A 24,686-nucleotide genomic window follows, 5' to 3' on the forward strand; every position below is an offset into this window, starting at 1 on the left:
CGAGCGGCCGTCCGTCCGTTATGGGCGTGCCGCCGATCGGGCCGGTAACACCTCGCACACAGGAGAAGCCATGAAGAAAGTGATGTCCCTCGTCATTCTGGGCTCGGCCCTCGCCTTCGGCCCGGCGTTCGCCGCAGGTCCCGCCGGCGCCGCGTCCGCCCCGGCCGCCGCGGCTTCCGCGGAGAAGCCGATGTCCAAGCAGCAGACCAAGATGGCCGACTGCAACGCCGAAGCCAAGGAAAAGGCACTGAAGGGCGACGAGCGCAAGAAGTTCATGAGCTCCTGCCTGTCGGACAAGAAGAAGGCCCAGCAGGAAAAGATGAAGTCCTGCAACAAGGACGCCGGCGACAAGAAGCTCAAGGGCGACGAGCGCAAGAAGTTCATGAGCTCCTGCCTGTCGGCCTGACGCCTTCGGCGAAGGAGAAAACAAGGCCCGCACTCGCGGGCCTTGTCCTTTTCAGGTGCCGCCGCGCGCCAGGAACACCGCGGCCAGCGGGATCAGCGCAATGACGTGCGCCTGGATCATCACCCACCTGCGCGCCGCCTTCACTTCGGCTTCGGCCGGCAGCGCGCCGTTGGCGCGCAGCGTTTTCCGCCAGCGGATGAAGGTGATCGTCGGCCTGATCGACATCAGGCCGACGGCGATGAACAGGGCCAGCTTCAGGTGCAGCAGCGGCTGGTGCCAGTACCAGCTGGTGCCCTTGATGCCCCACCAGCTGCGCGCAAGGCCGGTGAGCAGCACGGCGCCCGCCGCGATGCCGTAGATGCGGTCCACGGCGACGAGCCGTTCGACCACCTTCGCGTTCATCCATTCGGCACGGCACAGCGCCGCCTCGCTCGAGATGAACACGACCAGGGTGAGGATCGCAAGGAAATGCGCGTAGGCAAGCAGGGCTTCGAGGGTCATGGGATGGCTCTTTTCCAGAATGCTGGCTGGCTGTAGTGGTGCTTGAGGAAATCGATCCACAGGCGCACGCGCAGCGGCAGGTGCTTGCGTTGCGGAAAGACGGCGTAGATGCCGTTGGGGGGCGCGGCGAATTCGGCGAGCACCTCGGCCAGCTGGCCGGCGGCGATCTCGTTCTCCACCTCCCAAGTGCTGCGCCAGGCGATGCCGCAGCCGGCCAGGCACCAGTCGTGCAGCACCTGGCCATCGGAGCAATCGAGGGGGCCCGCGGGCTTGAGGTGGATGACCTCGCTGCCGCCGTCCTGCAGCGGCACGCGGAATGCCCAGCCCCGCGTCTGCGAGGCGTCCGAGGAGAGCGTCAGGCAATCGAACTTCGCCAGCTCGTTCGGGTGCCCAGGTGTGCCGTGGCGCTTCAGGTAAGCGGGGGTGGCCACGCACAGGCGCCGGTTGTCGGCCAGCCGGACCGAAACCAGCGACGAGTCGGGCAGGTCGCCCACGCGCACGGCGCAGTCGTAGCCTTCGCCGGCCAGGTCGATCACGCGATCGCTCAGGTTGAGCGAGATCGTCACGTCCGCATGCAGTTCGCGGAATTTCGGCACGAGCGGCGCGACGTGGCGGCGGCCGAAGCCGGCCGGCGCGGTGACGCGCAGATGACCGCTCGCCTTGACGCCGCCCGCGCTCACACTGGCTTCGGCGTTGGCCAGGTCCGTGAGCAAGCGCTGGCAATCTTCCATGAAGGCGCTGCCTTCATGGGTCAGCGTGATGCGCCGCGTGGTGCGCACCAGCAGCTTGACGCCCAGCCGCTCCTCGAGCGCATCGATGCGCCGGCCAATGATGGCCGGCGCCACGCCTTCGGCCCGGGCGGCGGCCGTGAGGCTGCCGCGCGTGGCGACGGAAACGAAGGATTCGAGCTGCTTCAGCTTGTCCATGGATTGGCGGCGATTATGCGCATGGAACGCACAAATCAATCGCTCGCGCGCCCATGAATCGGCGTTCAGGTATCAAATAGAGTTGCGTGATGGACCAGCCCAAAGCCGTTCTCTTCGACGCGTATGGGACGCTGTTCGACGTCTACAGCGTCGGCCTGCTCGCCGAGCAGCTCTTTCCGGGGCAGGGCGAGCAGCTGGCCGTGATCTGGCGCGACAAGCAGATCGAATACACGCGACTGGTCACCACCAGCGATGACGGCGCGCATTACCGGCCGTTCTGGGAGCTGACCCGCGCCGGGCTGCGCTACGCCTGCAAGCGGCTGGGGATCGAGCTCGCGCCCGCGGCGGAAGAGAAGCTGATGAACCAGTACCGGCACCTGTCGGCGTTTCCCGAAGACCGCGAGGTGCTCTCCGCATTGAAGCAACGCGGTGTCGTGACCGGCATCCTGTCGAACGGCGACCCCGACATGCTCGGCATTGCGGTGCGCAGCGCGGGGCTCGAGGGGCTGCTCGATCACGTGCTGAGCGTGGACAGCGTGCGCAAGTACAAGACGCACCCCGAGGCGTATGGCCTGGGGCCGAAGGCCACCGGTCTCGAGCCGCGCCAGATCGTCTTCGCGAGCTGCAATGCCTGGGACGCGCTCGCGGCCACCTGGTGGGGCTACCGCACGCTGTGGGTGAACCGCTACCGCCTGCCCTTCGAGGAGCTGGGCACGCAACCCACGCGCATCGGATCGACCCTGCGCGACGTGCTCGCCTTCTTCTGATCTTTCATTTCGAGGAGTGATGACATGACCACCGCCCGCACCCGCCTGCACGGCCTGGAAGTGGCGACCGACCTGTTCCGGTTCATCGAGGACAAGGTGCTGCCCGGCTCCGGTGTCGACAGCAGCCGGTTCTGGAAAGGGTTCGACGCGATCGTGAAGGACCTCGCGCCGAAGAACATCGCGCTGCTGGCCGAACGCGAGCGGCTGCAGAAGGAGCTGGACGTCTGGCACAAGTCCAACCCCGGCCCCATCCGCGACATGGCGGCCTACCGCGGCTTTCTCGAGCAGATCGGCTACCTCGTGCCGCCGCCGGCCGACGTGCAGGCGACCACGAGCAACGTCGACGCCGAACTCGCGCTGCAGGCCGGCCCCCAGCTGGTGGTGCCCATCCTGAACGCGCGCTACGCGCTCAACGCCGCCAACGCGCGCTGGGGTTCGCTGTACGACGCCCTGTACGGCACCGACGTGATTGCCGAGACCGAGGGCGCCGAGAAGTCGGGCGGCTACAACCCGGTGCGCGGCCAGAAGGTGATCGCCTTCGCGCGCGAGTTCCTCGACCAGGTGGCGCCGCTCGCGCACGGCTCGCACGTGCTGGCCACCAGCTACCGCGCCGAGGGCGGCAACCTGTCGGTGACGCTGGCCAACGGCTCGACCACCGGCCTGCGCTCGCCCTTCCAGTTCGTCGGCTACCAGGGCGACGCGAACGCGCCTTCGTCCATCCTGCTGCAGCACAACGGCCTGCACGTGGATATCCGCATCGACCGCAGCACGCCGATCGGCAGGACCGACGCGGCGGGCGTGTACGACGTGGTCGTCGAAGCCGCGCTCTCCACCATCCTCGATCTGGAGGACTCGGTGGCCGTGGTCGATGCGCAGGACAAGGTGCTCGCCTACGCCAACTGGCTGGGCATCCTGCAGGGCACGCTGACCGAGCAGGTGACCAAGGGCGGCAAGACCTTCACGCGCGGCCTGAATCCGGACCGGCGCTACCACGGCCCGATGGGCGGCGAAGTCGTGCTGCACGGGCGCTCGCTCCTTTTCGTGCGCAACGTCGGCCACCTGATGACGAATCCCGCGATCCTGTGGGGCGGCGGCAAGGAGATTCCCGAAGGGATCATGGACGCGGTGATCACGACGACGATCGCGCTGCACGACTTGCTCGGACGCGGTGCGAACGGCATCCGCAACTCGCGCACCGGCTCGGTCTACATCGTCAAGCCGAAGATGCACGGTCCGGCCGAAGTCGCCTTCGCCGGCGAGCTGTTCAGCCGCGTGGAGCATTTGCTCGGGCTGCCGGCCAACACCGTGAAGCTGGGCATCATGGACGAGGAGCGCCGCACCAGCCTGAACCTCAAGGCGTGCATCGCGGAAGCCGCGTCGCGCGTGGCGTTCATCAACACCGGGTTCCTGGACCGCACCGGCGACGAGATCCACACCGCCATGTACGCCGGACCGATGTACCGCAAGGGCGACATGAAGAGCAGCGCCTGGATCCAGGCCTACGAGAAGAGCAACGTGCTGGTGGGCCTCGCCTGCGGCCTGCGCGGGCGTGCGCAGATCGGCAAGGGCATGTGGGCCATGCCGGACCTGATGAAGGCCATGCTCGAACAGAAGGGCGCACATCCGAGGGCCGGCGCCAACACCGCGTGGGTTCCTTCGCCGACGGCGGCGACGCTGCACTCGCTGCATTACCACCAGGTCAACGTCGCCGAGGTGCAGAAGGAGCTCGAGAAGATCGACGCCGATGCGCAGCGCGAGGAGCTGCTCGCGGGCCTGCTCACCGTGCCGGTCGTGGCCGAGGCGAAGTGGACGCCCGAGGAGCGCCAGCAGGAAATCGACAACAACGCGCAGGGCATCCTGGGCTATGTCGTGCGCTGGATCGACCAGGGCGTGGGCTGCTCGAAGGTGCCCGACATCCACAACGTCGGCCTGATGGAAGACCGCGCGACCCTGCGCATCTCCTCGCAGCACATCGCCAACTGGCTGCAGCATGGCGTCGTGACGAAGCCACAGGTGGAGGAGACCTTCCGCCGGATGGCCGCCGTGGTCGACCGGCAGAATGCGGGCGACCCGATGTACCAGCCGATGGCGGGCCGCTTCGAAACCTCGGCCGCCTTCCAGGCCGCGTGCGACCTGGTGTTCAAGGGCCGCGGGCAGCCGTCCGGCTACACCGAACCGCTGCTGCACGCGTGGCGATTGAAGGTCAAGGGCGGCGCGGCCTGAGCGCACCACGCCGTCACGCATTGGTAAGTTAGTGTGACGGCGTGAATCAATTCCGACTAAGCGCGGGTAAATTGCTGAGCAATTAGCCCCCTTGCTGCCTGTGGCGGCACCTCCAGGAGAAGGAATGCCTGGCCTGCCCGCGATCGTCGGCCCGTGCCTCGAAGAAGCTGTTGCGCGTTCGCCCCAATGGGTGATGCGCGCCATCGACCATGCCTGCGCGCAGCTGGAAGAAGAAGCGCGACGCAGCCGATCCACCGAAGAGCGCAAGGAGCTCGCGTCGGCCGTCGCCGAACTCCGCCAGCAGCGCGTCCCGTGGTGCGCGTCGATCGCGGCGGCGCTGCGCAAGTCGGCAGCCTCCGGCGGCGAGGCGCGCCCGGCGCTGCGCATCAACCCGTCGTCGCTGACGCTGGTCGATGACGGCGAGGTGATGCAGAACATCGAGGCCTCGCGCCTCGCCATGGAACTCGAAGGCCGCGTCGAGAAGGCACTGGCCGAATTCGACAAGTACATGAGCGCGGCGCTGGGCCTGGAAAGCATCCAGCCGGAAGAGAACCCGCTGCGACCCGCCATCTTCGCGCAGGCGCTGCGCGGCGTGATGAATGACCCGGCGCCCCAGCCTGGCCGGCCGGCGCTCTGGATGCGGCACATGGCCGAGCCGCTGGCGACCGAACTCGCGGCCCTGTACGCAACCTGTTCGAAGCTGCTCGCGCGCGCCGGCGTGCAGGCCGCCGGCTATCGCATCACGGGCCCGGCGCCACTCTCCGTGCGCGAAGGCCGCCCGTCCGCGCCGGTGCCGCCCGAATCGGGCGTCGTGCCGCTGCGCCCGCCGCAGCGCTCCGCCGTCTCGAGCTGGATGGAGCTGGCCACGCAGGCGATCGGCGGGCCGGCGCTGCGCGAATTCCTGTTCGGCGGCGCGCCGCAGGCGCAGCAGCCGCTGGCGTCGACCTATTACCGGCAGATCGACGAAGAACTCGCCGCGCTGGAAGCGCTCTGGGACGAAGCACCGCCCGACCCGCAGGCCGCGCGTGCGCACCAGCATCTGCCCGTCGTGGAACGGCCGATCCGGGTGGTGGGCACCGACAGCCCCTTGAGCCGCGACGTCTGGGGCGAACTGGGTGCGCCGCGCCAGCGTTCGCTGGTGCGCACGCGATTGCGCAAGCAGGCCCGGCACGTGGGCCAGGTCATGGGCGTCGACCTCGTGCGGCAGCTGGTCGACCAGGTCGCGCAGGACCCGCGCCTGCTCGCGCCGGTGCGCGAGGCCATGGTGGCCCTGGAGCCTTCGCTGGCCCGCCTCGCCATGCATTCGCCGCGCTTCTTCGGCGAGGCGGACAACCCCGCACGCAAGCTGCTCGAAGGCGTGGCGCAGCGCAGCTTCAAGTACAACGACGAGTTCTCGACCGAGTTCCGCGATTTCTTCGACGGCGTCACGCGCTGCTTCAACGGCCTGAACGGCGTCGAGGCGCTCACGGACGCGAAGCCCTTCGAGCAGGCCCTCGGGGCATTGGAGCGCGGGTGGACGGCGCAGGACCGCGAAGAAGGGCGCCAGCGCGAACAGGTCATCGAGGCGGTGAAGCTCGCCGAGCAGCGCCAGGGCGAAGCCGAGCGCATCGCCTGGGACCTGAGCCAGCGCAGCGACCTCGACGGCGCGCCGGCCGTGGTGCAGGACTTCCTCTTCGGGCCGTGGTCGCTGGTCATCGCGCACGCGCGCCTGGCGAATCCCGGCGCCGACATGGACCCGGGCGGCTACATCCGCGTGATCGCCGACCTGCTGTGGAGCGTCAAGCGCCAATCGATCCTGAGCGACCCCGGCCGCGCCTTCGAGGTCATTCCTCGCATGCTGCCGACGCTGCGGGCCGGGCTGGACCTGCTCGGCCACGCGCCGTCGGAAACCGCCAATTTCTTCGAGGCCCTGGAACGCCTGCACCGGCCGGTGCTGAAGCTGCGTGCCAAGCTGCGGCAGTCGTCGCTGCACGCCGAACTGGCGGCCGCCCCGCTCGACGCCGACCTGCAGCCCGCGCCGGCGCAGAAGCCGCAGCCCCACGAGGCTCTGTGGCTGCAGGACGAGGAATTGCGAGCGTTCGGCTTCGAAGACACCCTGCCCAGCGACTACGCCGCCCTCGAACCGGAGGCCGGCCAGGCGATCTCCGCGGCCACGGCCGCCGGTGTGTCGCTGACGGCGGCGCAGGCCGACGCCTTGATCGCGGGCCTGGAAGAAGGCAGCTGGGTGGACCTGTTCAGCAAGCAGCGCTGGCGGCGCGCGCGGCTCACTTGGGCGAGCGGCAAGCGCACGCTGTTCATGTTCGTGAGCCACGGCGGCCGCCCGCATTCGATGACGCATCGCAGCCTGCAGCGCCTGGTGATGAACCAGCTGCTTCGGCCGCTTCAGGCGCACGAAGTCGTGCAGCATGCGCTCGACACGCTGGTGCGCCCGCAAAGCGAGCCGCTTGCGGCCTGATCAAGCGGTCGCTTCGATCCGTCGCGACAGTTCCGAGCCGCGCGTCCGCAGGAACTGCGTGAGCAGTTGCGCGTAATCCTCGCTGGCCGCCGCACGCACCGATGGCCGCTGCGCCAGCGCGTCGCGCCACGCGCGCACCTTCGGCAGCCCGTTGAAGAAGCCGGCGATGCCCAGTGCCCCGAACACCTCGAAATAGCGGAACACGGGCGCGAACGCCGCATCGACCAGGCCGAACCACGGCCCGGCGAAATACGGGCCCTGCGCGTCGATCACGGCCTCGAGTTGTGCGAAGCGCGCCCGCAGCTCCTCGCGCCGCGTCTCGAGCGACCGCGCGTCGGCCGCACCGTAGAACGCGCCGATCGCGTTCAGCAAGCCGGAGCCGAACTCGATCCAGGCGCGGTGGCGGGCGCGCTCCAGCGCGTCCTGGGGATGCAGGTGCGGCGCGAACACGTCCTCGAGGTACTCGCAGATGACGGCCGATTCGAAGATCGGCTCGCCATTCACGACCAGCACCGGCGTCTTGCCCAGGGGCGAGATCGCGCGGAACCAGGCCGGCTTGTCGGCCAGATCGACCCAGCGCCGCTCGAACGGCACGCCCTTCTCGTCCAGCACGATGGCCACGCGCTGGACATAGGGGCACAGCCGCCAGCTGACCAGCGTGAGCGGTGTCACTTCAGCCCCTCCGCCGCGAGCGCCGCGCGCACCTGCGGGCGCGCGCGCACGCGGTCCATGTAGGCCGCGAGGTTCGGATAGGCCGCGAGGCTCATGCCGACCCAGGGCACCCAGTTCACGATCGCGAACGCGTAGGCATCGGCCACGGTGAAGCCGCGGCCCGCGATCCACTCGTTGTGCGCGAAGTGCCCGTCGAGCTCGGCGAACCGGGTGGCGATCCTGTCCTTCACCGCCTTGCGCGTCGAGTCCGCCGTTTCCTTGTGGAACAGCCACGGGCTGAACACCTTGTGCAGCTCGCTCGAGATGAACGTGAGCCACTGCAGCACCTGGAAGCGCTCGCCGCTGCCCGCGGGCGGCATCAGTCCGGTCGCCGGCGCCAGGTCGCCCACGTGCTGCAGCAGCGCGGCCGCTTCGGTGTGGCGGCTGCCGTCCTCCAGCTCCAGCACCGGCACGTAGCCGCGCGGGTTGATGTTGCGGAATTCGGGCGCCGTGGGGTCGACCTTCTGGAGGGCGAAGTCGGCGCCGGCCTCGCGCAACGCGATGTGCACGGCGAGCGAGCAGTAGCCGGGCGTGTAGTAGAGCTTCATCGGGATCCTTTGCGGTTGTGGCAACGAGGCGCCGACTGTAGGATTGCTCGTATGCAATGAAAATAAGCAGAAATGAAAACATCGATTGCGAAGGCGCAATACCAGCTTTCGGCCGCCGACCTCGAGGTGCTGCTCGCCCTGGCGCGTGGAGGCACCTTGGCCGAGGCGGCGGCGCGCCTGCGCGCGGACGCATCGACCGTGTTCCGCACGGTGCAGCGCGTCGAGAAGGCGCTGGGGCAGCGCCTCTTCGAGCGCTCGCGCGGCGGCTACCTGCCGAGCGATACGCTGCTGGAGATCGTGCGCCATGCCGAGCGCATCGAAAGCGAACTGGAGGCCGCGCGAGCCGCGGCCGCGGGGTCGCAGCGCGAGCTCATGGGGCGCGTGCGCATCACCACCACCGATTCCGTGCTGCGCGGTCTCGTTCTGCCCGCTCTCAAGCCGCTGGCCGCCGAACATCCGCGCCTGCAGTTCGAGGTGACGTCGACCAACGAGCTCATGAGCCTGACGCGGCGCGATGCGGACCTCGCGCTGCGCGCCACGCCGAGACCGCCCGAACACCTCGTGGGCCGGCACCTGGGGACGATCCAGTTCGTGATCTGCGCCGCGCGCTCGCTGCCCGCCCGCCAACGGCACAAGGCATTCGACGAGCTCCCCTGGATCGCGCCCGACGACGCGATGCCCGATCATCCCTCGGTGCGCTGGCGGCGCAAGCATTGGCCGAAGCTCGCGCCGTCGCTGCATGTGGACGGCATCGTCGGGGTGGTCGACGCGGTCCAGTGCGGGCTGGGCGTCGGCATCGTGCCGCTCTTCATGCTCGGCCGCGAACGCGGGCTCGTCGCGCTGTCGAAGCCGCTGGAGGGCTGCGAATCCCAGCTGTGGCTGCTCGCCCATCCGGAATCGCGCCACCTGCGGCGCATCGCCGCCACTTACCAGCACCTCGGCCAGGCGATCCGCCTGCCGGATAAACTGGCCTCGTGAGCGCCGCTCCCGACCTTCGCCCCGACTGCTGCCCGCTGTGCGGTCAGCCCAACCAGTGCGCGATGGACATCGAGCGCGTGACCGGCGAGAAGCAGCCGCCCTGCTGGTGCACGCAGGTCGATTTCAGCGCCGAGCTGCTCGCGCGCGTGCCGCCCGAACGCCAGCGGCTCGCCTGCATCTGCCCTCATTGCGCCGGCCCGCGCACGGATTGACCGCATGTGCCAGCTCCTCGGGATGAACTGCAACACGCCGACGGACGTGACGTTCAGCTTCACCGGCTTCGCCCAGCGCGGCGGCCGCACCGACCACCACGCCGATGGCTGGGGCATCGCCTTCTTCGAGGGCGTGGGGCTGCGCCACTTCGTCGACCACCAGCCCGCGAGCGAATCGCCGGTGGCCGAGCTGATCCGCCGCTACCCGATCAAGAGCCGCAACGTCATCGCGCACATCCGCAAGGCCACGCAGGGCGCGATCGCGCTGGAGAACTGCCACCCGTTCGTGCGCGAGCTGTGGGGTCGCTACTGGGTGTTCGCGCACAACGGCAATCTCGAGAACTTCCATCCGCGCCTGCATGCCGCGTTCAAGCCGGTCGGCGCCACGGACAGCGAGCGCGCCTTCTGCTGGCTGATGCAGGAACTCGCCAAGTCGCATGCGGGCGTGCCCCATGTCGACGAGCTCACGCTGACGTTGCGCGAACTCGCCGCGCCCATCGCGAAGCACGGGCCGTTCAACTTCCTGCTGTCCAACGGCCAGGCGCTGTGGGCGCATTGCGCGACCAACCTGTTCCATGTCGAGCGCAAGCACCCGTTCTCCCATGCGCAACTGAAGGACGAGGACCTGAGCGTGGATTTCGCGCGCAACACCACGCCGCACGACAAGGTCGCGGTGGTGGTCACGGCGCCGCTCACCGTGAACGAGGACTGGCGGCAGATGAAGCCCGGGGAGCTGCGCGTGTTCGTGGATGGCGAGACCCGCGACTGATTCCTGCGAAAAACTACCCGCGGCGCTGGCGCCGATTCCTCACAAAGCGACGCGCATCGCCTGCTCTACTCCGGTGCAGTTCACCGGAGCTGGAAAGATGGCAAGGGAATACTTTTTCGATCGCGGGGAGTGCGGAGTCCTCGACTTCGAGGTGGTGGCGAGCGAGTTCGTCGTTGCGACGGCAACCGCATCCGACATCCCCGAGTACACGCCGTTGTCAGCCTTGCTGGACCGCGTGCGCAAGGCGTTCGGCATCGAGGCCGCGTTCATCTCGGAGTGGGCGGACGGCGAGCCGGTCGTGCGCGGCCAAGCCGAACGCAGCGAGCTGGACGCGCTGCAACGCCTGTATGGCCTGCGCCTGCTGGGAAGCGACGCGTGCGCAGGCACGTCGTTCCGCTTCGACGCGGTGCCGGTGGTCGCGGATGACGGCACCTTCCACGGCACCTTGTGTTGCCGCCGCGAGGACCCGGCGCAGGCGGACGCGTTGCGCTCGGTGGCCCACCTGATCGCGAACTGGTTCGACGAGGCGCAGCCGGCGATGCCGGCCTAACGGGCCAACGCGCGCTCGAGCGCGTCGAGGAACATCTTCGGCACGTCGAAGCCGGCCTGCTGCGTGATCTCCTGGAAGCAGGTCGGGCTGGTGACGTTGATTTCGGTGAGGTAATCGCCGATCACGTCCAGGCCGACCAGCAACAGGCCGCGCGCGGCGAGCACCGGGCCGATGGCTTCGGCGATCTCGCGGTCGCGCGCCGAGATCGGCTGGGCGACGCCCTTGCCGCCGGCCGCGAGGTTGCCGCGGATCTCGCTGCCCTGCGGGATGCGCGCGAGGCAGAAGGGCACCACCTCGCCGCCGATGATCAGCACGCGCTTGTCCCCCCGGGCGATCTCGGGCACGAAGCGCTGCACCATGATCGTGGTGGCGCCGTGGTGGTTCAGCGTCTCGATGATCGAGCCGAGATTGAGGCCGTTGCGGCCGACGCGGAAGATGCCCATGCCGCCCATGCCGTCCAGGGGCTTCAGGATGATCTCGCCGTGGCGTTCGTGGAAGCGCTTGACCTCCTCGGCGTCGCGCGTGACGAGCGTGGGCGACGTGAACTGCGCGAACTCCATGATCGCGAGCTTCTCGGGATGGTCGCGCAGCGCCGCCGGGCTGTTGAACACGCGTGCGCCCTCGCGCTCGGCCTGGCCGAGCAGATGCGTCGCGTAGAAATATTCGCTGTCGAACGGCGGGTCCTTGCGCATGAGCACCGCGTCGAACTCCTTCAGCGCGACCTGCCGGCTGGCCGTCTCTTCGAACCAGTCGTGCTCGTCCCCGGTGAGGCGGATGTCGCGCACCGTGGCTGCGACCTGGGAACCCGATTCCCACACGAGGTGGCGCGGCTCGCAGGCCGAGATGCGATGGCCGCGCCGCTGCGCCTCGCGCATCATCGAGAAGGTCGTGTCCTTGTAGGTCTTGAAGACTTCCAGCGGGTCGGCGACGAAGAGCAGGTCCATGGCCGTCACTGTTGCACAAAAAGCCCCGCCCTGCCCGCGGTCGGATCAAAGCCCGGATACTGCGGCGACCATGAAACTCTCCGACTTTTCCATCACGAAGAAATGGCCGGCGCAGCACCCCGGCCGCCTGCAGCTGTATTCGCTGACGACGCCCAACGGCGTGAAGGCGTCGATCATGCTGGAGGAAACGGGCCTGCCGTACGAGCCGCACTACGTGAGCTTCGAGACGAACGACCAGGTCTCGCCCGAGTTCCTGTCGCTGAACCCGAACAACAAGATCCCGGCCATCATCGATCCCGACGGCCCGGGCGGGGCAGCGCTGTCGCTGTGGGAATCGGGCGCGATCCTGATCTATCTGGCGGACAAGACCGGCCAGCTGATCCCGAAGGATGCGGCGCGCCGCTACGAGACGATCCAGTGGCTGATGTTCCAGATGGGCGGCATCGGCCCCTTCTTCGGCCAGGTCGGCTTCTTCGTGAAGTTCGCCGGCAAGGACATCGAGGACAAGCGCCCGCGCGACCGTTATGTGGACGAGTCGAAGCGCCTGCTCGGCGTGCTGGACCGGCACCTCGAAGGCAAGGCCTGGATCATGGGCGACGAGTACACGATCGCCGACATCGCGACCTTCCCCTGGGTGCGCAACCTGGTGGGCTTCTACGGGGCGGGCGAGCTGGTGGCGTTCGACCGGTTCGCCAACGTCAGGCGCGTGCTCGATGCCTTCGTCGCGCGGCCGGCGGTCCAGCGGGGGCTGAAGATTCCGGCCAAGCCGGGAACCTAGCCCTGGAAGCGGGCACAGAACGGTTCAGGACGTTTAAGGCTTGCTCAGGACCTGAGGGCCGACGGGAGTCGAAGATGCACTCGTCGGCCCACCCTTGGGTACCGGAGGTCACGATGCCATCCCGATTCAAGCCTCATTCCCGTTTCGCGCTCGTGCTGTCGGTCGTTGCCGCGACCCTGATGACCGGCGCCATGTTCGGCGTGGTCCTCACCGGCATCACCAGCGGGCCCGAGCAAACGGCGCTCGTCGCGGCCGCCCCCTCGCAGGCCTGAGGTTCAGATCTCGACCTTCGCCCCCAGCTCCACCACCGAGTTGTTCGGCAGGTGCAGGAAGTCGGCAGCGCCGCTGGCGTTGTGGTGCATCTGCGCGAACAGCTTTTCGCGCCAGGGCGCCATGCCGCCGCCGATGGTGGGAATGACGGTGTCGCGCGACAGGAAGTAGCTGGTCTTCATGCGGTCGATCTCGCAGCCGTGCGCGCGGATCTGCTCGAGCGCGCGCGGCACGTCGGGATCGTTCTTGAAGCCGTAGTGCAGGATCACCTGCCAGCAGCTGTGGCCGAGCGGCTCGACCTCGACCCGCTTGTTGATGCCGATCCAGGGCACCTCGTGGCTGCGGACGCTGACGAACAGGTTCTGCTCGTGCAGGACCTTGTTGTGCTTGAGGTTGTGCAGCAGCGCATTGGGCACCGCGCCCGGTTCGGCCGTGAGGAACACCGCCGTGCCTTCGACGCGCGTCGGCGGGTTGACGAACACCGCTTCGAGAAAGCTCTTGAGGTCGATGGCGTCGGCGCGCAGCTTCTCGTTGAGCAGCTCGCGCCCGTGCTTCCACGTCATCATCAGCGTGAAGATGCAGCCGCCGATCAGCAGCGGGAACCAGCCGCCCTCCACCAGCTTGAGCAGGTTCGACGCGAAGAAGGTGAAATCGACGATGAAGAACCAGCCGGTCACCACCAGGCAGAGCACCAGCGGGTAGTGCCAGCCGTAGCGGATCACGAAGAAGGTCAGCGTCGTCGTGATCAGCATGTCCATCGTCACCGCGATGCCGTAGGCGGCGCCCAGGTTCTCGGACGAGCGGAACAGCACGACGGCCAGCACGATGGCCACGAACAGTCCCCAGTTGACGAACGCGATGTAGATCTGCCCGGTGTCGCGCACGCTGGTGTGCTGCACGTTCAGGCGCGGCAGGTAGCCGAGCTGGATCACCTGCTTGGTCACCGAAAAGGCGCCGGTGATCAGGGCCTGCGACGCGACCACCGTCGCGAGCGTCGCCAGCACCACCAGCGGCAGCAGCGCCCAGTCCGGCGCCATGAGATAGAACGGGTTCTTCACCGCCTCCGGGTTCACCAGCAGCAAAGCGCCCTGTCCGAAGTAGTTCAGCGTGAGCGCCGGCATCACGACGGAGAACCAGGCGATACGGATCGGCCGCTTGCCGAAGTGGCCCAGGTCCGCGTACAGCGCCTCGGCGCCCGTCACGCACAGCACCACTGCGCCGAGGATGACGAAGGTGACTACCGGCTGGTGGGCCATGAACAGCAGCGCATGATGGGGGCTCAGCGCCTGCAGGATCTCGGGATGCTTCACGATGTGCGACACGCCGAGCACGGCGATCGCCACGAACCAGATCAGCGTGACCGGCCCGAAGTAGCGGCCGATGCCGCCGGTGCCGCGCTTCTGCAGCACGAACAGCGCGAACAGGATCAGCAGCGTGAGCGGGATCACCGCTTCCTTGAAGTGCGGTGACAGGACTTCCAGGCCCTCCACCGCCGACAGCACGGAGATCGCCGGCGTGATCACGCCGTCGCCGTAGAAGAGCGAGGTGCCGAAGATGCCCACGCCGAGCAGCACGCGGCGCAGCTGGGGCTTGTCCTTCACGGCCTGCGAGGCCAGCGCGAGCATCGCGATCAGCCCGCCCTCGCCGTTGTTGTCGGCCCGCAGCACGAGCACGACGTACTTGATCGAGACGATGACCGTCAGCGTCCAGAAGAAGATGGACAGGATGCCGTAGACGTTGGCCGTGGTGAACGGCACCAGCCCGGTGGAGAAGACGCTCTTGACCGCGTAGAGCACGCTGGTGCCGATGTCGCCGTAGACGACGCCGATGGCGCCGAGCGTCAGGGCTGCGAGCGAAGTTTTCGAGTTCTGCAACGAATGCGACCCCGCCTTGCCTCGCCTCCTGGCCGGTCGGGGTTCCGGATCCTTGGGAGCCGCTATTGTGCGCCGGGGCGGCGCCGGGGATCCGGCGGATTGTTGCAATGCAGCAACGCCCCGCCCCGCTTTAGTCGTAGGTCTCGGCCTCGGGGTCGGTGGCTTCCAGCTCGTAGCTGGCGGCCAGCATGGCGAGCCGCCCGATCACGCCGTACATGTAGAAGCGGTTCGGCGCGCTCGCTCCCGGCCTCTCGCCGGGCTGGGGCAAGCGCGTACTCTCGGCGAAGGCCAGCGGCACGAAGTGCGAGCCCGGTGCGTTGAGGTTCTCGTCGCTGCCACGGTCCGCATGCACGCGGTAGAAGCCGCCGACCACGTAGCGATCCATCATGTAGACCACCGGCTCGGCCACCGCGTCGTTGATGCGCTCGTTGGTCAGTACGCCTTCCTGGATGATGACCTGGTGCACTTCCTGGCCGTCCTTGATGACGGACATCTTGTTCTTGGTCTTGCGGTTGACCTCTTCCAGGTCCTTGATGTCGCGCACCGTCATGATGCCCATGCCGTAGGTGCCGTTGTCGGCCTTCACCACCACGAAGGGCTTCTCGTTGATCCCGTACTCCTTGTACTTCTTGCGGATCTTCGTGAGCAGCGCGTCGACGTTGGACGTGAGGCAGTCCATGCCGGCGCCGTCGCTGAAGTCGATCTCGCCGCACACGTTGTACATCGGGTTGATCAACCAGGGGTCGGCACCGATCATCTTGCCGAAGCGCTTGGCCACCTCCTCGTAGCTCTTGAAGTGGTTGCTCTTGCGGCGCACCGACCAGCCCGCATGCAGCGGAGGCAGCAGGTACTGTTCGTGGATCTCCTCGAGGATGCCCGGCGTGCCCGACGACAGGTCGTTGTTCAGCAGGATCGTGCAGGGGTCGAAGTCCTTCAGGCCCAGGCGCCGGCGGCTGCGCACCACGGGCTCGAGCGTGATGGTGTCGCCCATGGGCAGCTGGATGGTCTTGGGCTCCTTGATCTCCGGATCGATCGAGCCGATGCGCACGTTCAGGCCGGCCATGTGGAAGATGCGCTTGAGCTGCAGCAGGTTGGCCAGGTAGAACGTGTTGCGGGTGTGGTTCTCGGGGATGACCAGCAGGTTCTTCGCGTCCGGGCAGATCTTCTCGATCGCCGCCATTGCCGCCTGCACCGCCAGCGGCAGCATCTCCGGCGTCAGGTTGTTCCAGCCGCCCGGGAACAGGTTGGTGTCCACCGGCGCCAGCTTGAAGCCCGCGTTGCGCAGGTCCACCGAGGTGTAGAACGGCGGCGTGTGCTCCATCCACTCGAGACGGAACCAGCGCTCGATGGCGGGCATGGACTCGAGCACGCGCTGCTCGAGCTCGTTGATCGGGCCGGTCAGGGCGGTGATGAGATGGGGAACCATGCGGCAGCGGCCTTGATATCCAAAGATTCTATGGATATGGGGCCGACCTTGGCTGTCGCAAGACTTAGCTGATCATTAAGCGCGGACTTCGCCGTTGCCCAGCACGATCCATTTGAGCGACGTCAGGCCCTCGATGCCCACCGGCCCGCGCGCGTGGAACTTGTCGGTGCTGATGCCGATCTCCGCGCCCAGCCCGTACTCGAAGCCATCGGCGAAGCGCGGGCTCGCATTCACCATGACGCTGGCCGAATCGACCTCGCGCAGGAAGCGCTGCGCGTGGAGGTGGTCGGTGGTGACGATCGCGTCGGTGTGGTGGCTCGAATAGTGGTTGATGTGGGCGATGGCGGCATCGAGGTCGTCCACCACCTTCACGGCGATGACGGCCGCGAGGTATTCCTCGTACCAGTCCTGCTCGGTGGCCGGCTTCAGCTTCGCACCGGAGACCTGGTCGAGGATGGCCTGTGCTTCCGGGTCGCAGCGCATCTCCACGCCTTTGGCCGCGAACACGGCGCCGATCTTCGGCAGGAAGGCGGCCGCGACCTCGCGCGCCACCAGCAGGCCTTCGATGGCATTGCAGGGGCTGTACTTCTGCGTCTTGGCGTTGTCGGCGACTTTCACCGCCATGTCGATGTCGCAGGGCGCGTCGACGAAGACATGGCAATTGCCGTCCAGGTGCTTGATCACCGGCACCTTGGCATCGCGGCTGATGCGCTCGATCAGGCCCTTGCCGCCACGCGGGATGATCACGTCGACGTGCTGCGGCATCGCGATGAGCTGGCCGACGGCCTCCCGGTCGGTGGTCTGCACGAGCTGCACGGCGTCGCCGGGCAGGCCCGCCTCGACCAGCGACTCCTGCACCAGTGCGCTGAGCGCGCGATTGGAATGGATCGCCTCCGAGCCGCCGCGCAGGATGCAGGCATTGCCGCTCTTGATCGACAGGCTCGCCGCTTCGATCGTCACGTTGGGGCGGCTCTCGTAGATCATGCCGAACACGCCGATCGGCACGCGCATCTGGCCCACGCGGATGCCCGAGGGCTGCTGCTTCATGCCGATGATTTCGCCGATCACGTCGGGCATGGCCGCGAGCTGCTCGCAGCCCTGCGCGACGGTCTCGATGACCTTGGGCGTGAGCCTGAGGCGATCGACCATCGGTGCGGCCAGGCCTTCTTTCGTCGCATGCTCGATGTCGCGCGCGTTCTCGGTGGCGAGCGCATCGACGCTCGCGCGCAGCTTCGCGGCGAGCGTGCGCAGGGCGAGATTCTTCGTGGCCGCGTCCGCCCGCGCCATCGCCGCCGACGCCTCGCGGGCGCGGGCGCCCAGCGTCTGCATGTATTCGGCGATGTTGAGGGCGTTCACGCCCCGATTATCGCGCGGCTCCCGCATTCCCTTGCGGGACGGCGCATTCCTGGCACAGCGAGAAGGCCAGCCGCTGCAGCGCCTGCCAGCCGTCGCTCGGCCAGCCCGGCGCCTTCAGGCCCTTCACGATGCCGTCGACCAGGTGCGCGGCGTACAGCAGGTTGTCCAGCGCGGTGGACGACAGGCGCGGCAGCACGCGCTCGAACAGCCGCTCCTTGATGCCCCACACGCGCTGTTCGCGCAGGGCGACCGGCAGCGGCCGGCCCGCGGCCATCGCGTCCTTCACGCGCTTGAGGGCGCGGATGTCCTCGGCGAGCGTGTAGTGCACCAGCACCTCGGCCTCGCCCTCGGCTTTCAGCCCGTCGAGCATGCGCTGCACCCGCGCGGCCTGGCCGGCGAGCACGGCTTCGGACAGCTTGAAGACGTCGTAGCGCGCGACGTTGAGCACCGCGCTCTCGACCTGGTCGAAGCCGAGTTCGCCTGGCGGATGGAGCAATCCGAGCTTCTGGATTTCCTGGTGGGCGGCGAGCAGGTTGCCCTCGACGCGATCGGCGAAGAACTGCAGCGTGCGCTGGCCTTCCTCGCCGCCGGCCACGCGCTGGCCTTGCTGCGCGAGGCGCTGGGCGATCCATTGCGGCAGGGCGCCGCGCTCGATCGGGTCGAACTGGATCGCGACGCCGTTCTGTTCCAGCGCGCCGAACCAGGCCCCCTTCTTCGTCTGGAAATCGAGCCGGGGCAGCAGCACCAGCGTGAGCGTGCTGTCGTTGCCGGGCGCACTCTCGGCGAGCTGCTGCAGCGCGGGGCTGCCTTCCTTGCCGGGCTTGCCCGAGGGGATGTGGATCTCGACGATCTGCCGGTCGGCGAACAGGCTCATGGATCCACCGGCGGCGAGCACCTCGCTCCAGTCGAAGCGCGTGCCCGAGACGGTGTGCACGGTGCGCTCGGTGTAGCCCTGCGCGCGCGCCGCGGCGCGGATGGCATCGGCCGCTTCCTGCACCAGCAGCGGCTCGTCGCCGTGCAAGGTGTAAAGGGGCCGCAGCCCCTTGCCGAGATGTTGCTGAAGTTGTGCGGCCGCCAGCTGCATGCCGCGAGTTTAAGCGGCCAGCTTCTCGCCGCGCTGTACGCGGCCCTTGCAGACGTTGTTCAGCGCCAGCGTCAGGCAGAAGGCTGCGCCGCCCGAGCGGTTGAACGGGCCGAGCGGCACGAGGTGCACGTGGTAGCCGCGCGCCTGCAGCTCGCGCCGCAGCTGCCCGGAGCAGTGGCCCATCACGACCACGCGATCGATGCACACGGCGTTCACCGCGAGTGCGGCGGCGTCTTCGGCGGGCACCTCGATCAGCTTGTCGGCGCCCACGACGGCGCGGATCTGCGCCCGGCCCTCCTCGGTGAAGGCGCCCGGGTGGACCATCACCTCGCCGCCCGTGAGCACGCACAGTGCCGTGTCCAGGTGGTAGTAGTGCGGGTCCACCAGCTCGAGCGAGATCGTCGGGATGCCGAACACCTGCTCGATGGTGTGGTGCGCGGCGCGGCACGAACGCTGGCCGTGGCCCATCCACATGATGCGGCGGTGGGCGTCGAAGACGGCGTCGCCCGCGCCCTCGAAGTACACGCCTTCGGGGGTGCGCACCACCTGGTCGATGAGGCCGCGCGCCTGCAGCTGCTCGAACATGCGCCGGCCGTGCTCCTCCTCGCCGGCCCGCTCCTCGTTCAGGTAGCGTGCCAGGATCGCCTTGCCGTCCAGCACCACCGCGCAATTGGCGGTGAACACCAGGTCGGGCCAGCCCTGCGCGGCCGGCTTGACGATCACCTGGGTGCCCAGCTGCTCGTAGGTGGCGCGCAGGAAGTCCCAGCCGGCCTGCGCGTCACGGGCGAGGCGCTTGGCATCGAGCTGCCATTCGCGGGGGTTCATCCAGGGATTGATCGAGTAGGCCACCTCGAAGAAATCGGGTGGACTCATGAGGAACTGCGGCGGGGCGCCGCCGGTCGCGCTCGCCTCGATGGCAACCTCCACGCCCGGCCGATGCCCGGGCGCCGAGCCATTTATAGCGAGCTGCGCGCATTTTTCAAGCACGACGTCGCGGAAGCGGTCGACGGCGTCGTCGATCATCGCCTTGCCGATCGTGAGCGGCGGGGCGAAGCGGATCACGGTCTCGTGCGTTTCCTTCGACAGCACGCCGCGCCGCGCGAGCCGCTCGACCAGATCGCGCGCGGTCGCGTGCTTCGGGTCGATGTCCACGCCCACCCACAGGCCGCGGCCGCGCACGTCGCGGATGAGCCCGCCCGATTCGCGCATCACCGACCGCAGTCGCTCGTGCAGGTGCGCGCCCAGGGCCGCACTGCGCGCGACCAGGTTCTCGTCCTCGATCACGTTCAGCGCTTCGAGCGCGACGGCCGCCGCCAGCGCGTTGCCGCCGAAGGTCGAGCCGTGGCTGCCCGGATTGAAGACGTCCATCACGTTGGCGTCGGCCAGGAAGGCGCTGACCGGCAGCAGCCCGCCGCCGAGGGCCTTGCCCAGGATCAGCGCATCGGGGCGGATGCCCTCGTGCTCGAAGGCGAACCAGCGGCCGGTGCGGCCCAGGCCCGCCTGCACCTCGTCGTCGATCAGCAGGATCTCATGACGGTCGCACCACTCGCGCAGCTGCGCGAAGAAGCCCGGCGGCGGCACGATCACGCCGGCCTCGCCCTGGATCGGCTCGATCAGCACGGCGCAGGTGTTGCGCGTGGTCGCCTCGCGCACGCTCTTCATGTCGCCGAAATCGAAGTGCACGAAGCCCTCGGCCAACGGGCCGAAACCGGCCTTGTAGTCGGGCTCGCTCGAGAAGCTGATGATGGTGCTGGTGCGGCCGTGGAAGTTGCCGCGCGCGACCAGGATTTCCTGCTCGCCGTCCATGATGCCCTTGACGTAATGGCCCCAGCGGCGCGCGCACTTGATCGCGGTCTCCACCGCCTCGGCGCCGGTGTTCATCGGCAGCGCGCGTTCGAAGCCGGTGACCGCGCACAGCTTCTCGAGGAACGGGCCCAGCGTGGTGCCGTGGTAGGCCCGCGAGGTGACGGCAACCTTCTGGAGCTGGCGCGTGGCCGCCGCGACCAGGCGCGGGTGCAGGTGTCCGTGCGAGACGGCGGAATACGCACTCATCATGTCGATGTATTCGCGGCCCTCGACGTCCCAGACGAGACAGTCTTTCGCGCGGTCGACGACGACCGGCACCGGCGCGTAGTTGCGTGCGCCATAGCGCTGTTCTTTCCGAATGAAATCGGCGGTGTGGAGGGTGGATTTCGCGGTCATGGCAGGCTCCGGAGACGTGAAAAAAGTCTACGTCGCCCGGGACGCCGTCGGCGTGAATCGGAGGGGTGGGCACTGCCGCCCGCGGCAGTGATGAGGCAGGATCACTTCCGAATCGGAAGTGGAAATCCCTCGAACTCCTTGATCGTCTGGAGCTCGATGTTCGTGACGATCTTCTCGACGCCCAACGGGCCTTCGTCCAGCCACGCGTTGATCAGGCGGTGGTAATGCGCGAGCTGCGGGCAGGCGATGCGCACCAGGTAGTCGTAGCGCCCCGACACGACCCAGCAGCCCACCACTTCGGGCGTGGAGGCCATGCGCTTCTCGAAGCGCTGGATCGAGGCCTGCCGCTGGTCCTTCAGCGCGATTTCGGCGAAGACGCAGACCTGCTCGCCGAGCGCGGCGCGGTTGACCATCGCGCGGTAGCCCTCGATGACGCCGTTCGCCTCCAGCTTGCGCACGCGGTTGAGCGTGGCGCGGGCCGAGAGGTGGATGGCCTCGGACAAGGCCTGCACCGTCGTGCGGCCGTCCTTCTGCAGCAGTTCGAGCAGCTTGAGGTCCGCGCGATCGAGTTCCATCGACCTCAGATCGATTTCACCGCCGCGAGGCGCCGCATCAGCTGCTGCACGATGTCGCTTTGCATGCTGCGATAGAGCAGCTGCTCCTCGGCCTCTTTCGCGAGCGCCGCCGATTCGTTGTAGCTCACGTCCTGCTGCTGCACGATCTCGGACTCGGGGATCAGCTCCCGGCCATCGGGTGTTCGCAGCTTGAACTTCAGGCGCACGCGCAGCTCGAACTCGCGCACCTGGCCGGACGCATTGAGGCCGACCACGACCTTCTCGCGCTGCTCGTTCAGCACGTCCAGCACGACCTGCGCCCCGGCCTGCGTCTCGACCACCGACACGTTCCGGTTGGACTCGATGTTGCGCTTCAATTCCTTGCCGAGGGCCGAATTCGTGCCGACGTAGATCGTCCTGAAGGCGAAGTCCGGTGCCTGCCGCAGCTGAAAGCCGCAAGCCGTCACCAGGGGTGCGGCAGTGCAGGCCAGGAGTGTGCGCCTTTGCATCAGACCACCACGTTCACGAGACGGCCCGGCACGACGATCACCTTCTTCGCCGGCTTGCCGCCGCCGAACTGCGCGAAGGCCTCGTGCGCGGTCGCCGCCTTCTCGATCTCCTCGCGCGACGCGCCCGCAGGCACGCGGATGGAGCCGCGGTGCTTGCCGTTGACCTGCAGCACCAGCTCGACCTCCTCCTGCACCAGCGCGTCCTCGTCGACCTGGGGCCAGGGCGCATCGAGCAGCTCGCCGACGCGCTCGGCGTAACCGAGCTCGTGCCACAGCGCCTGCGCGATGTGCGGCGTCACCGGGTACAGCACGCGCAGCAGGATGCCGAAGCCCTCGCGCACGGCCGCGTCGGCGTGGGTTTCCGCCGTGCCCTTGAAGTCCTCCAGCGCGTTGAGCAGCTTCATCGCGCCGGACACCACCGTGTTGTACTGCATGCGCTGGTAGTCGTAGTCGACCTGGCGCAGCACCGTGTGGATCTCGCGCCGCAGCGCCTTGCTCTGCGCGCCCATAGCCGCTGCCGCCGGCGCGGCGCTGCCCGGCCCCATCTTGTGCCCGAAGCCCCACACGCGGCGCAGGAAGCGGAACGAGCCTTCCAGCGCGGCGTCGTTCCATTCGAGCGTGGCTTCCGGCGGCGCGGTGAACATCGTGTACAGGCGCGCCGTGTCGGCGCCGTACTTCTCGATCAGGTCCTGCGGGTCGACGCCGTTGTTCTTGGACTTGGACATCGTCGTCCAGCCCTCGTAGGTGACCGGCTGGCCGTCGTCCTTCGCCTTGGCCGAGATCACCTTGGCGTGTTCGTCGCGCTCGATGTCCAGCTCGCTGGCCCAGTAATAGCGCTTGCCGGTCTTCTCGCCGACGCGCACGAAGGCCTCGTTGAGCACCATGCCCTGCGTGAGCAACTTGGTGAAAGGCTCGTCCACCTTCACCAGGCCCATGTCGCGCATCACCTTGGTCCAGAAGCGTGCGTACAGCAGGTGCAGGATAGCGTGCTCGATGCCGCCGATGTACTGGTCCATCGGCATCCAGTACTGCGCGCCCTCGCCCACCATCGCGTCGGCCTTCTTCGGGTCGCAGTAGCGCATGTAGTACCACGCGCTGTCGACGAAGGTGTCCATCGTGTCGGTCTCGCGGCGCGCCGGCCGGCCGCACACCGGGCAGGTGCACTTGAGGAAATCCTCGCGTTTGGCCAGCGGGTTGCCGCTGCCGTCCGGCACGCAGTCCTGCGGCAGCACCACGGGCAGGTCCTTCTCCGGCACCGGCACGGCGCCGTGCTCGTCGCAGTGGATGATCGGGATCGGCGTGCCCCAGTAGCGCTGGCGGCTCACGCCCCAGTCGCGCAGGCGCCAGGTGGTCTTCTTCTCGCCCAGGCCCTTCTGCTGCAACGCATGCGCGACGGCATCGACGGCTTCCTGGTAGGCGAAGCCGCTGAAGATGTCCGAGTTGATCGTGACGCCGCGCTCCTTGTCCGCGTACCAGTCGTGCCAGTGCTTGTAATCGTAGGTCTCGCCGTCCACGTGCACGACTTCGAGGATCGGCAGGTCGTATTTCAGCGCGAAGGCGAAGTCGCGCTCGTCATGGCCCGGCACGCCCATCACGGCGCCGTCGCCATAACCCATGAGCACGTAGTTGCCGACCCAGACCTCCACCGGCTCGTTGGTGAGCGGGTGCACCACCTGCAGGCTGGTGGGCACGCCTTCCTTTTCCTTGAGCGCGAGTTCCGCCTCGGTCGTGCCGCCCTTCTTCGCGTCCTCGATGAACCGCGCGACCTTCGGGTTGGTGCGTGCGGCGTGCAGCGCCAGCGGATGCTCGGGCGCGACGGCGACGAAGGTCACGCCCATGATGGTGTCGGCGCGCGTCGTGAAGACGTACATGCGCCCGCCCTGGATCAACTCGCCGTCCTCGCCCCGGATGTCGTGCGTGAAGGCAAAGCGCACGCCTTCGCTCTTGCCGATCCAGTTCTCCTGCATCAGCTTCACGCGCTCGGGCCAGCCGGGCAGGCGGTGCTGCACGTGGTCGAGCAGCTCCTCGGCGTAGTCCGTGATCTTCAGGTAGTAGCCGGGGATCTCGCGCTTTTCCACCACGGCGCCGGTGCGCCAGCCCTTGCCGTCGATCACCTGCTCGTTGGCGAGCACGGTCTGGTCGACCGGGTCCCAGTTCACGACCTGGGTCTTGCGGTAGGCGATGCCCTTCTCGAGCATCTTCAGGAACAGCCACTGGTTCCACTTGTAGTAGGTGGGATCGCAGGTGGCGATCTCGCGCGACCAGTCGATGGCCAGGCCCATGGCCTGCATCTGGCCCTTCATGTACGCGATGTTCTCGTACGTCCACTTCGCGGGCGGCACGCCGTTCTTCATCGCCGCGTTCTCCGCCGGCAGGCCGAAGGCGTCCCACCCCATCGGCATGAGCACGTTGTACCCGTTCATGCGCAGGTAGCGCGTGAGCATGTCGTTGATGGTGTAGTTGCGCACGTGCCCCATGTGCAGCTTGCCGCTGGGATAGGGCAGCATCGAGCACGCGTAGAACTTCTTCTTGCGCGCGTCTTCGGTGACGCGGTAGGCGTCGCGCGCGGTCCAATGCGCCTGCGCGGTGCGCTCCACTTCGCCGGGGATGTACTTTTCCTGCATCCTACAAATTGTAGGGGGC

Annotated in this window: 23 protein-coding genes; 10 read left to right on the forward strand and 13 right to left on the reverse strand. The window is 67.9% G+C overall.

Features of this window, described 5'->3' with window-relative positions; all coding sequences use genetic code 11:
- Positions 1–70 precede the first annotated feature (70 nt).
- A complete protein-coding gene (locus AC3EF3_RS18705; RefSeq protein ID WP_488533644.1) occupies positions 71–406 on the forward strand; it encodes a PsiF family protein in 336 nt (111 codons plus the stop codon).
- A gap of 51 nt (positions 407–457) precedes the next feature.
- On the opposite strand, the gene AC3EF3_RS18710 is transcribed toward AC3EF3_RS18705, so the two are convergent.
- Positions 458–907 (reverse strand): DUF2214 family protein, encoded by a 450-nt coding sequence (locus tag AC3EF3_RS18710; protein WP_488533645.1) that lies wholly within the window; start codon positions 905–907, stop codon positions 458–460.
- Entirely contained in the window at positions 904–1,833 is a 930-nt protein-coding gene (locus AC3EF3_RS18715) for a LysR family transcriptional regulator (protein WP_488533646.1), read from the reverse strand. Before AC3EF3_RS18715 ends, AC3EF3_RS18710 begins: the two co-directional genes overlap by 4 nt.
- Positions 1,834–1,922: 89 nt before the next feature.
- Here AC3EF3_RS18715 and AC3EF3_RS18720 point away from each other — a divergent pair, with 89 nt between their 5' ends.
- The 3 genes from AC3EF3_RS18720 to AC3EF3_RS18730 all read left to right on the forward strand — a co-directional run bounded on the left by AC3EF3_RS18720 (position 1,923) and on the right by AC3EF3_RS18730 (position 7,278).
- Positions 1,923–2,600, forward strand: a complete 678-nt coding sequence (locus AC3EF3_RS18720; RefSeq protein WP_488533647.1) for a haloacid dehalogenase type II — start codon at positions 1,923–1,925, stop codon at positions 2,598–2,600.
- A gap of 24 nt (positions 2,601–2,624) precedes the next feature.
- Entirely contained in the window at positions 2,625–4,823 is a 2,199-nt protein-coding gene (locus AC3EF3_RS18725; RefSeq protein ID WP_488533648.1) for a malate synthase G, read from the forward strand.
- Positions 4,824–4,947: 124 nt separating this feature from the next.
- On the forward strand, positions 4,948–7,278 hold the full coding sequence (locus AC3EF3_RS18730) for a DUF1631 family protein (RefSeq protein WP_488533649.1): 2,331 nt from the start codon (positions 4,948–4,950) through the stop codon (positions 7,276–7,278).
- Here the strand turns inward: AC3EF3_RS18730 and AC3EF3_RS18735 are convergent, their stop codons facing one another.
- Positions 7,279–7,950 (reverse strand): glutathione S-transferase family protein, encoded by a 672-nt coding sequence (locus AC3EF3_RS18735; protein WP_488533650.1) that lies wholly within the window; start codon positions 7,948–7,950, stop codon positions 7,279–7,281.
- Positions 7,947–8,537, reverse strand: a complete 591-nt coding sequence (locus AC3EF3_RS18740; protein ID WP_488533651.1) for a glutathione binding-like protein — start codon at positions 8,535–8,537, stop codon at positions 7,947–7,949. The genes AC3EF3_RS18735 and AC3EF3_RS18740 overlap by 4 nt, the downstream gene beginning before the upstream one ends.
- Before the next feature lie 72 nt (positions 8,538–8,609).
- Here AC3EF3_RS18740 and AC3EF3_RS18745 point away from each other — a divergent pair, with 72 nt between their 5' ends.
- From AC3EF3_RS18745 to AC3EF3_RS18760, 4 genes are all read left to right on the forward strand, one after another.
- On the forward strand, positions 8,610–9,515 hold the full coding sequence (locus AC3EF3_RS18745) for a LysR family transcriptional regulator (RefSeq protein ID WP_488533652.1): 906 nt from the start codon (positions 8,610–8,612) through the stop codon (positions 9,513–9,515).
- Positions 9,512–9,727, forward strand: coding sequence for a cysteine-rich CWC family protein (locus AC3EF3_RS18750; RefSeq protein ID WP_488533653.1), 216 nt, complete (start codon positions 9,512–9,514; stop codon positions 9,725–9,727). Before AC3EF3_RS18745 ends, AC3EF3_RS18750 begins: the two co-directional genes overlap by 4 nt.
- A gap of 4 nt (positions 9,728–9,731) precedes the next feature.
- Positions 9,732–10,496 (forward strand): class II glutamine amidotransferase, encoded by a 765-nt coding sequence (locus AC3EF3_RS18755; RefSeq protein ID WP_488533654.1) that lies wholly within the window; start codon positions 9,732–9,734, stop codon positions 10,494–10,496.
- 97 nt (positions 10,497–10,593) lie between these two features.
- Positions 10,594–11,046, forward strand: coding sequence for a hypothetical protein (locus AC3EF3_RS18760; RefSeq protein WP_488533655.1), 453 nt, complete (start codon positions 10,594–10,596; stop codon positions 11,044–11,046).
- Here AC3EF3_RS18760 and gshB read toward each other — a convergent pair.
- A complete protein-coding gene (gshB, locus tag AC3EF3_RS18765; RefSeq protein WP_488533656.1) occupies positions 11,043–11,990 on the reverse strand; it encodes a glutathione synthase in 948 nt (315 codons plus the stop codon). The two genes, AC3EF3_RS18760 and gshB, sit on opposite strands and share 4 nt — an antisense overlap.
- Before the next feature lie 70 nt (positions 11,991–12,060).
- Here gshB and AC3EF3_RS18770 point away from each other — a divergent pair, with 70 nt between their 5' ends.
- Positions 12,061–12,768 carry a glutathione S-transferase N-terminal domain-containing protein gene (locus tag AC3EF3_RS18770; protein WP_488533657.1) on the forward strand — a complete coding sequence of 236 codons (708 nt, stop codon included), beginning with the start codon at positions 12,061–12,063 and terminating at the stop codon, positions 12,766–12,768.
- A 113-nt stretch (positions 12,769–12,881) separates the two neighbouring features.
- Positions 12,882–13,040, forward strand: coding sequence for a hypothetical protein (locus AC3EF3_RS18775; RefSeq protein WP_488533658.1), 159 nt, complete (start codon positions 12,882–12,884; stop codon positions 13,038–13,040).
- A gap of 3 nt (positions 13,041–13,043) precedes the next feature.
- Here the strand turns inward: AC3EF3_RS18775 and AC3EF3_RS18780 are convergent, their stop codons facing one another.
- The 8 genes from AC3EF3_RS18780 to leuS all read right to left on the reverse strand — a co-directional run bounded on the left by AC3EF3_RS18780 (position 13,044) and on the right by leuS (position 24,667).
- Positions 13,044–14,912 (reverse strand): potassium transporter Kup, encoded by a 1,869-nt coding sequence (locus AC3EF3_RS18780; protein WP_488533659.1) that lies wholly within the window; start codon positions 14,910–14,912, stop codon positions 13,044–13,046.
- A gap of 130 nt (positions 14,913–15,042) precedes the next feature.
- A complete protein-coding gene (gshA, locus tag AC3EF3_RS18785) occupies positions 15,043–16,338 on the reverse strand; it encodes a glutamate--cysteine ligase (protein ID WP_488533660.1) in 1,296 nt (431 codons plus the stop codon).
- 75 nt (positions 16,339–16,413) lie between these two features.
- Complete coding sequence (locus tag AC3EF3_RS18790; RefSeq protein WP_488533661.1) at positions 16,414–17,694, reverse strand: glutamate-5-semialdehyde dehydrogenase; 1,281 nt, start codon at positions 17,692–17,694, stop codon at positions 16,414–16,416.
- Between the two features lie 7 nt (positions 17,695–17,701).
- Complete coding sequence (gene holA, locus AC3EF3_RS18795; protein WP_488533662.1) at positions 17,702–18,778, reverse strand: DNA polymerase III subunit delta; 1,077 nt, start codon at positions 18,776–18,778, stop codon at positions 17,702–17,704.
- A 9-nt stretch (positions 18,779–18,787) separates the two neighbouring features.
- Complete coding sequence (gene rocD / locus AC3EF3_RS18800; RefSeq protein ID WP_488533663.1) at positions 18,788–20,980, reverse strand: ornithine--oxo-acid transaminase; 2,193 nt, start codon at positions 20,978–20,980, stop codon at positions 18,788–18,790.
- 101 nt (positions 20,981–21,081) lie between these two features.
- On the reverse strand, positions 21,082–21,555 hold the full coding sequence (locus AC3EF3_RS18805; protein WP_488533664.1) for an Lrp/AsnC family transcriptional regulator: 474 nt from the start codon (positions 21,553–21,555) through the stop codon (positions 21,082–21,084).
- Positions 21,556–21,560: 5 nt separating this feature from the next.
- Positions 21,561–22,043, reverse strand: a complete 483-nt coding sequence (locus AC3EF3_RS18810; RefSeq protein ID WP_488533665.1) for an LPS-assembly lipoprotein LptE — start codon at positions 22,041–22,043, stop codon at positions 21,561–21,563.
- Positions 22,043–24,667, reverse strand: coding sequence for a leucine--tRNA ligase (gene leuS, locus AC3EF3_RS18815; RefSeq protein ID WP_488533666.1), 2,625 nt, complete (start codon positions 24,665–24,667; stop codon positions 22,043–22,045). The genes AC3EF3_RS18810 and leuS overlap by 1 nt, the downstream gene beginning before the upstream one ends.
- Positions 24,668–24,686 lie beyond the last annotated feature (19 nt).

The organism is Ramlibacter sp. GS1-15 (genome assembly GCF_057785015.1).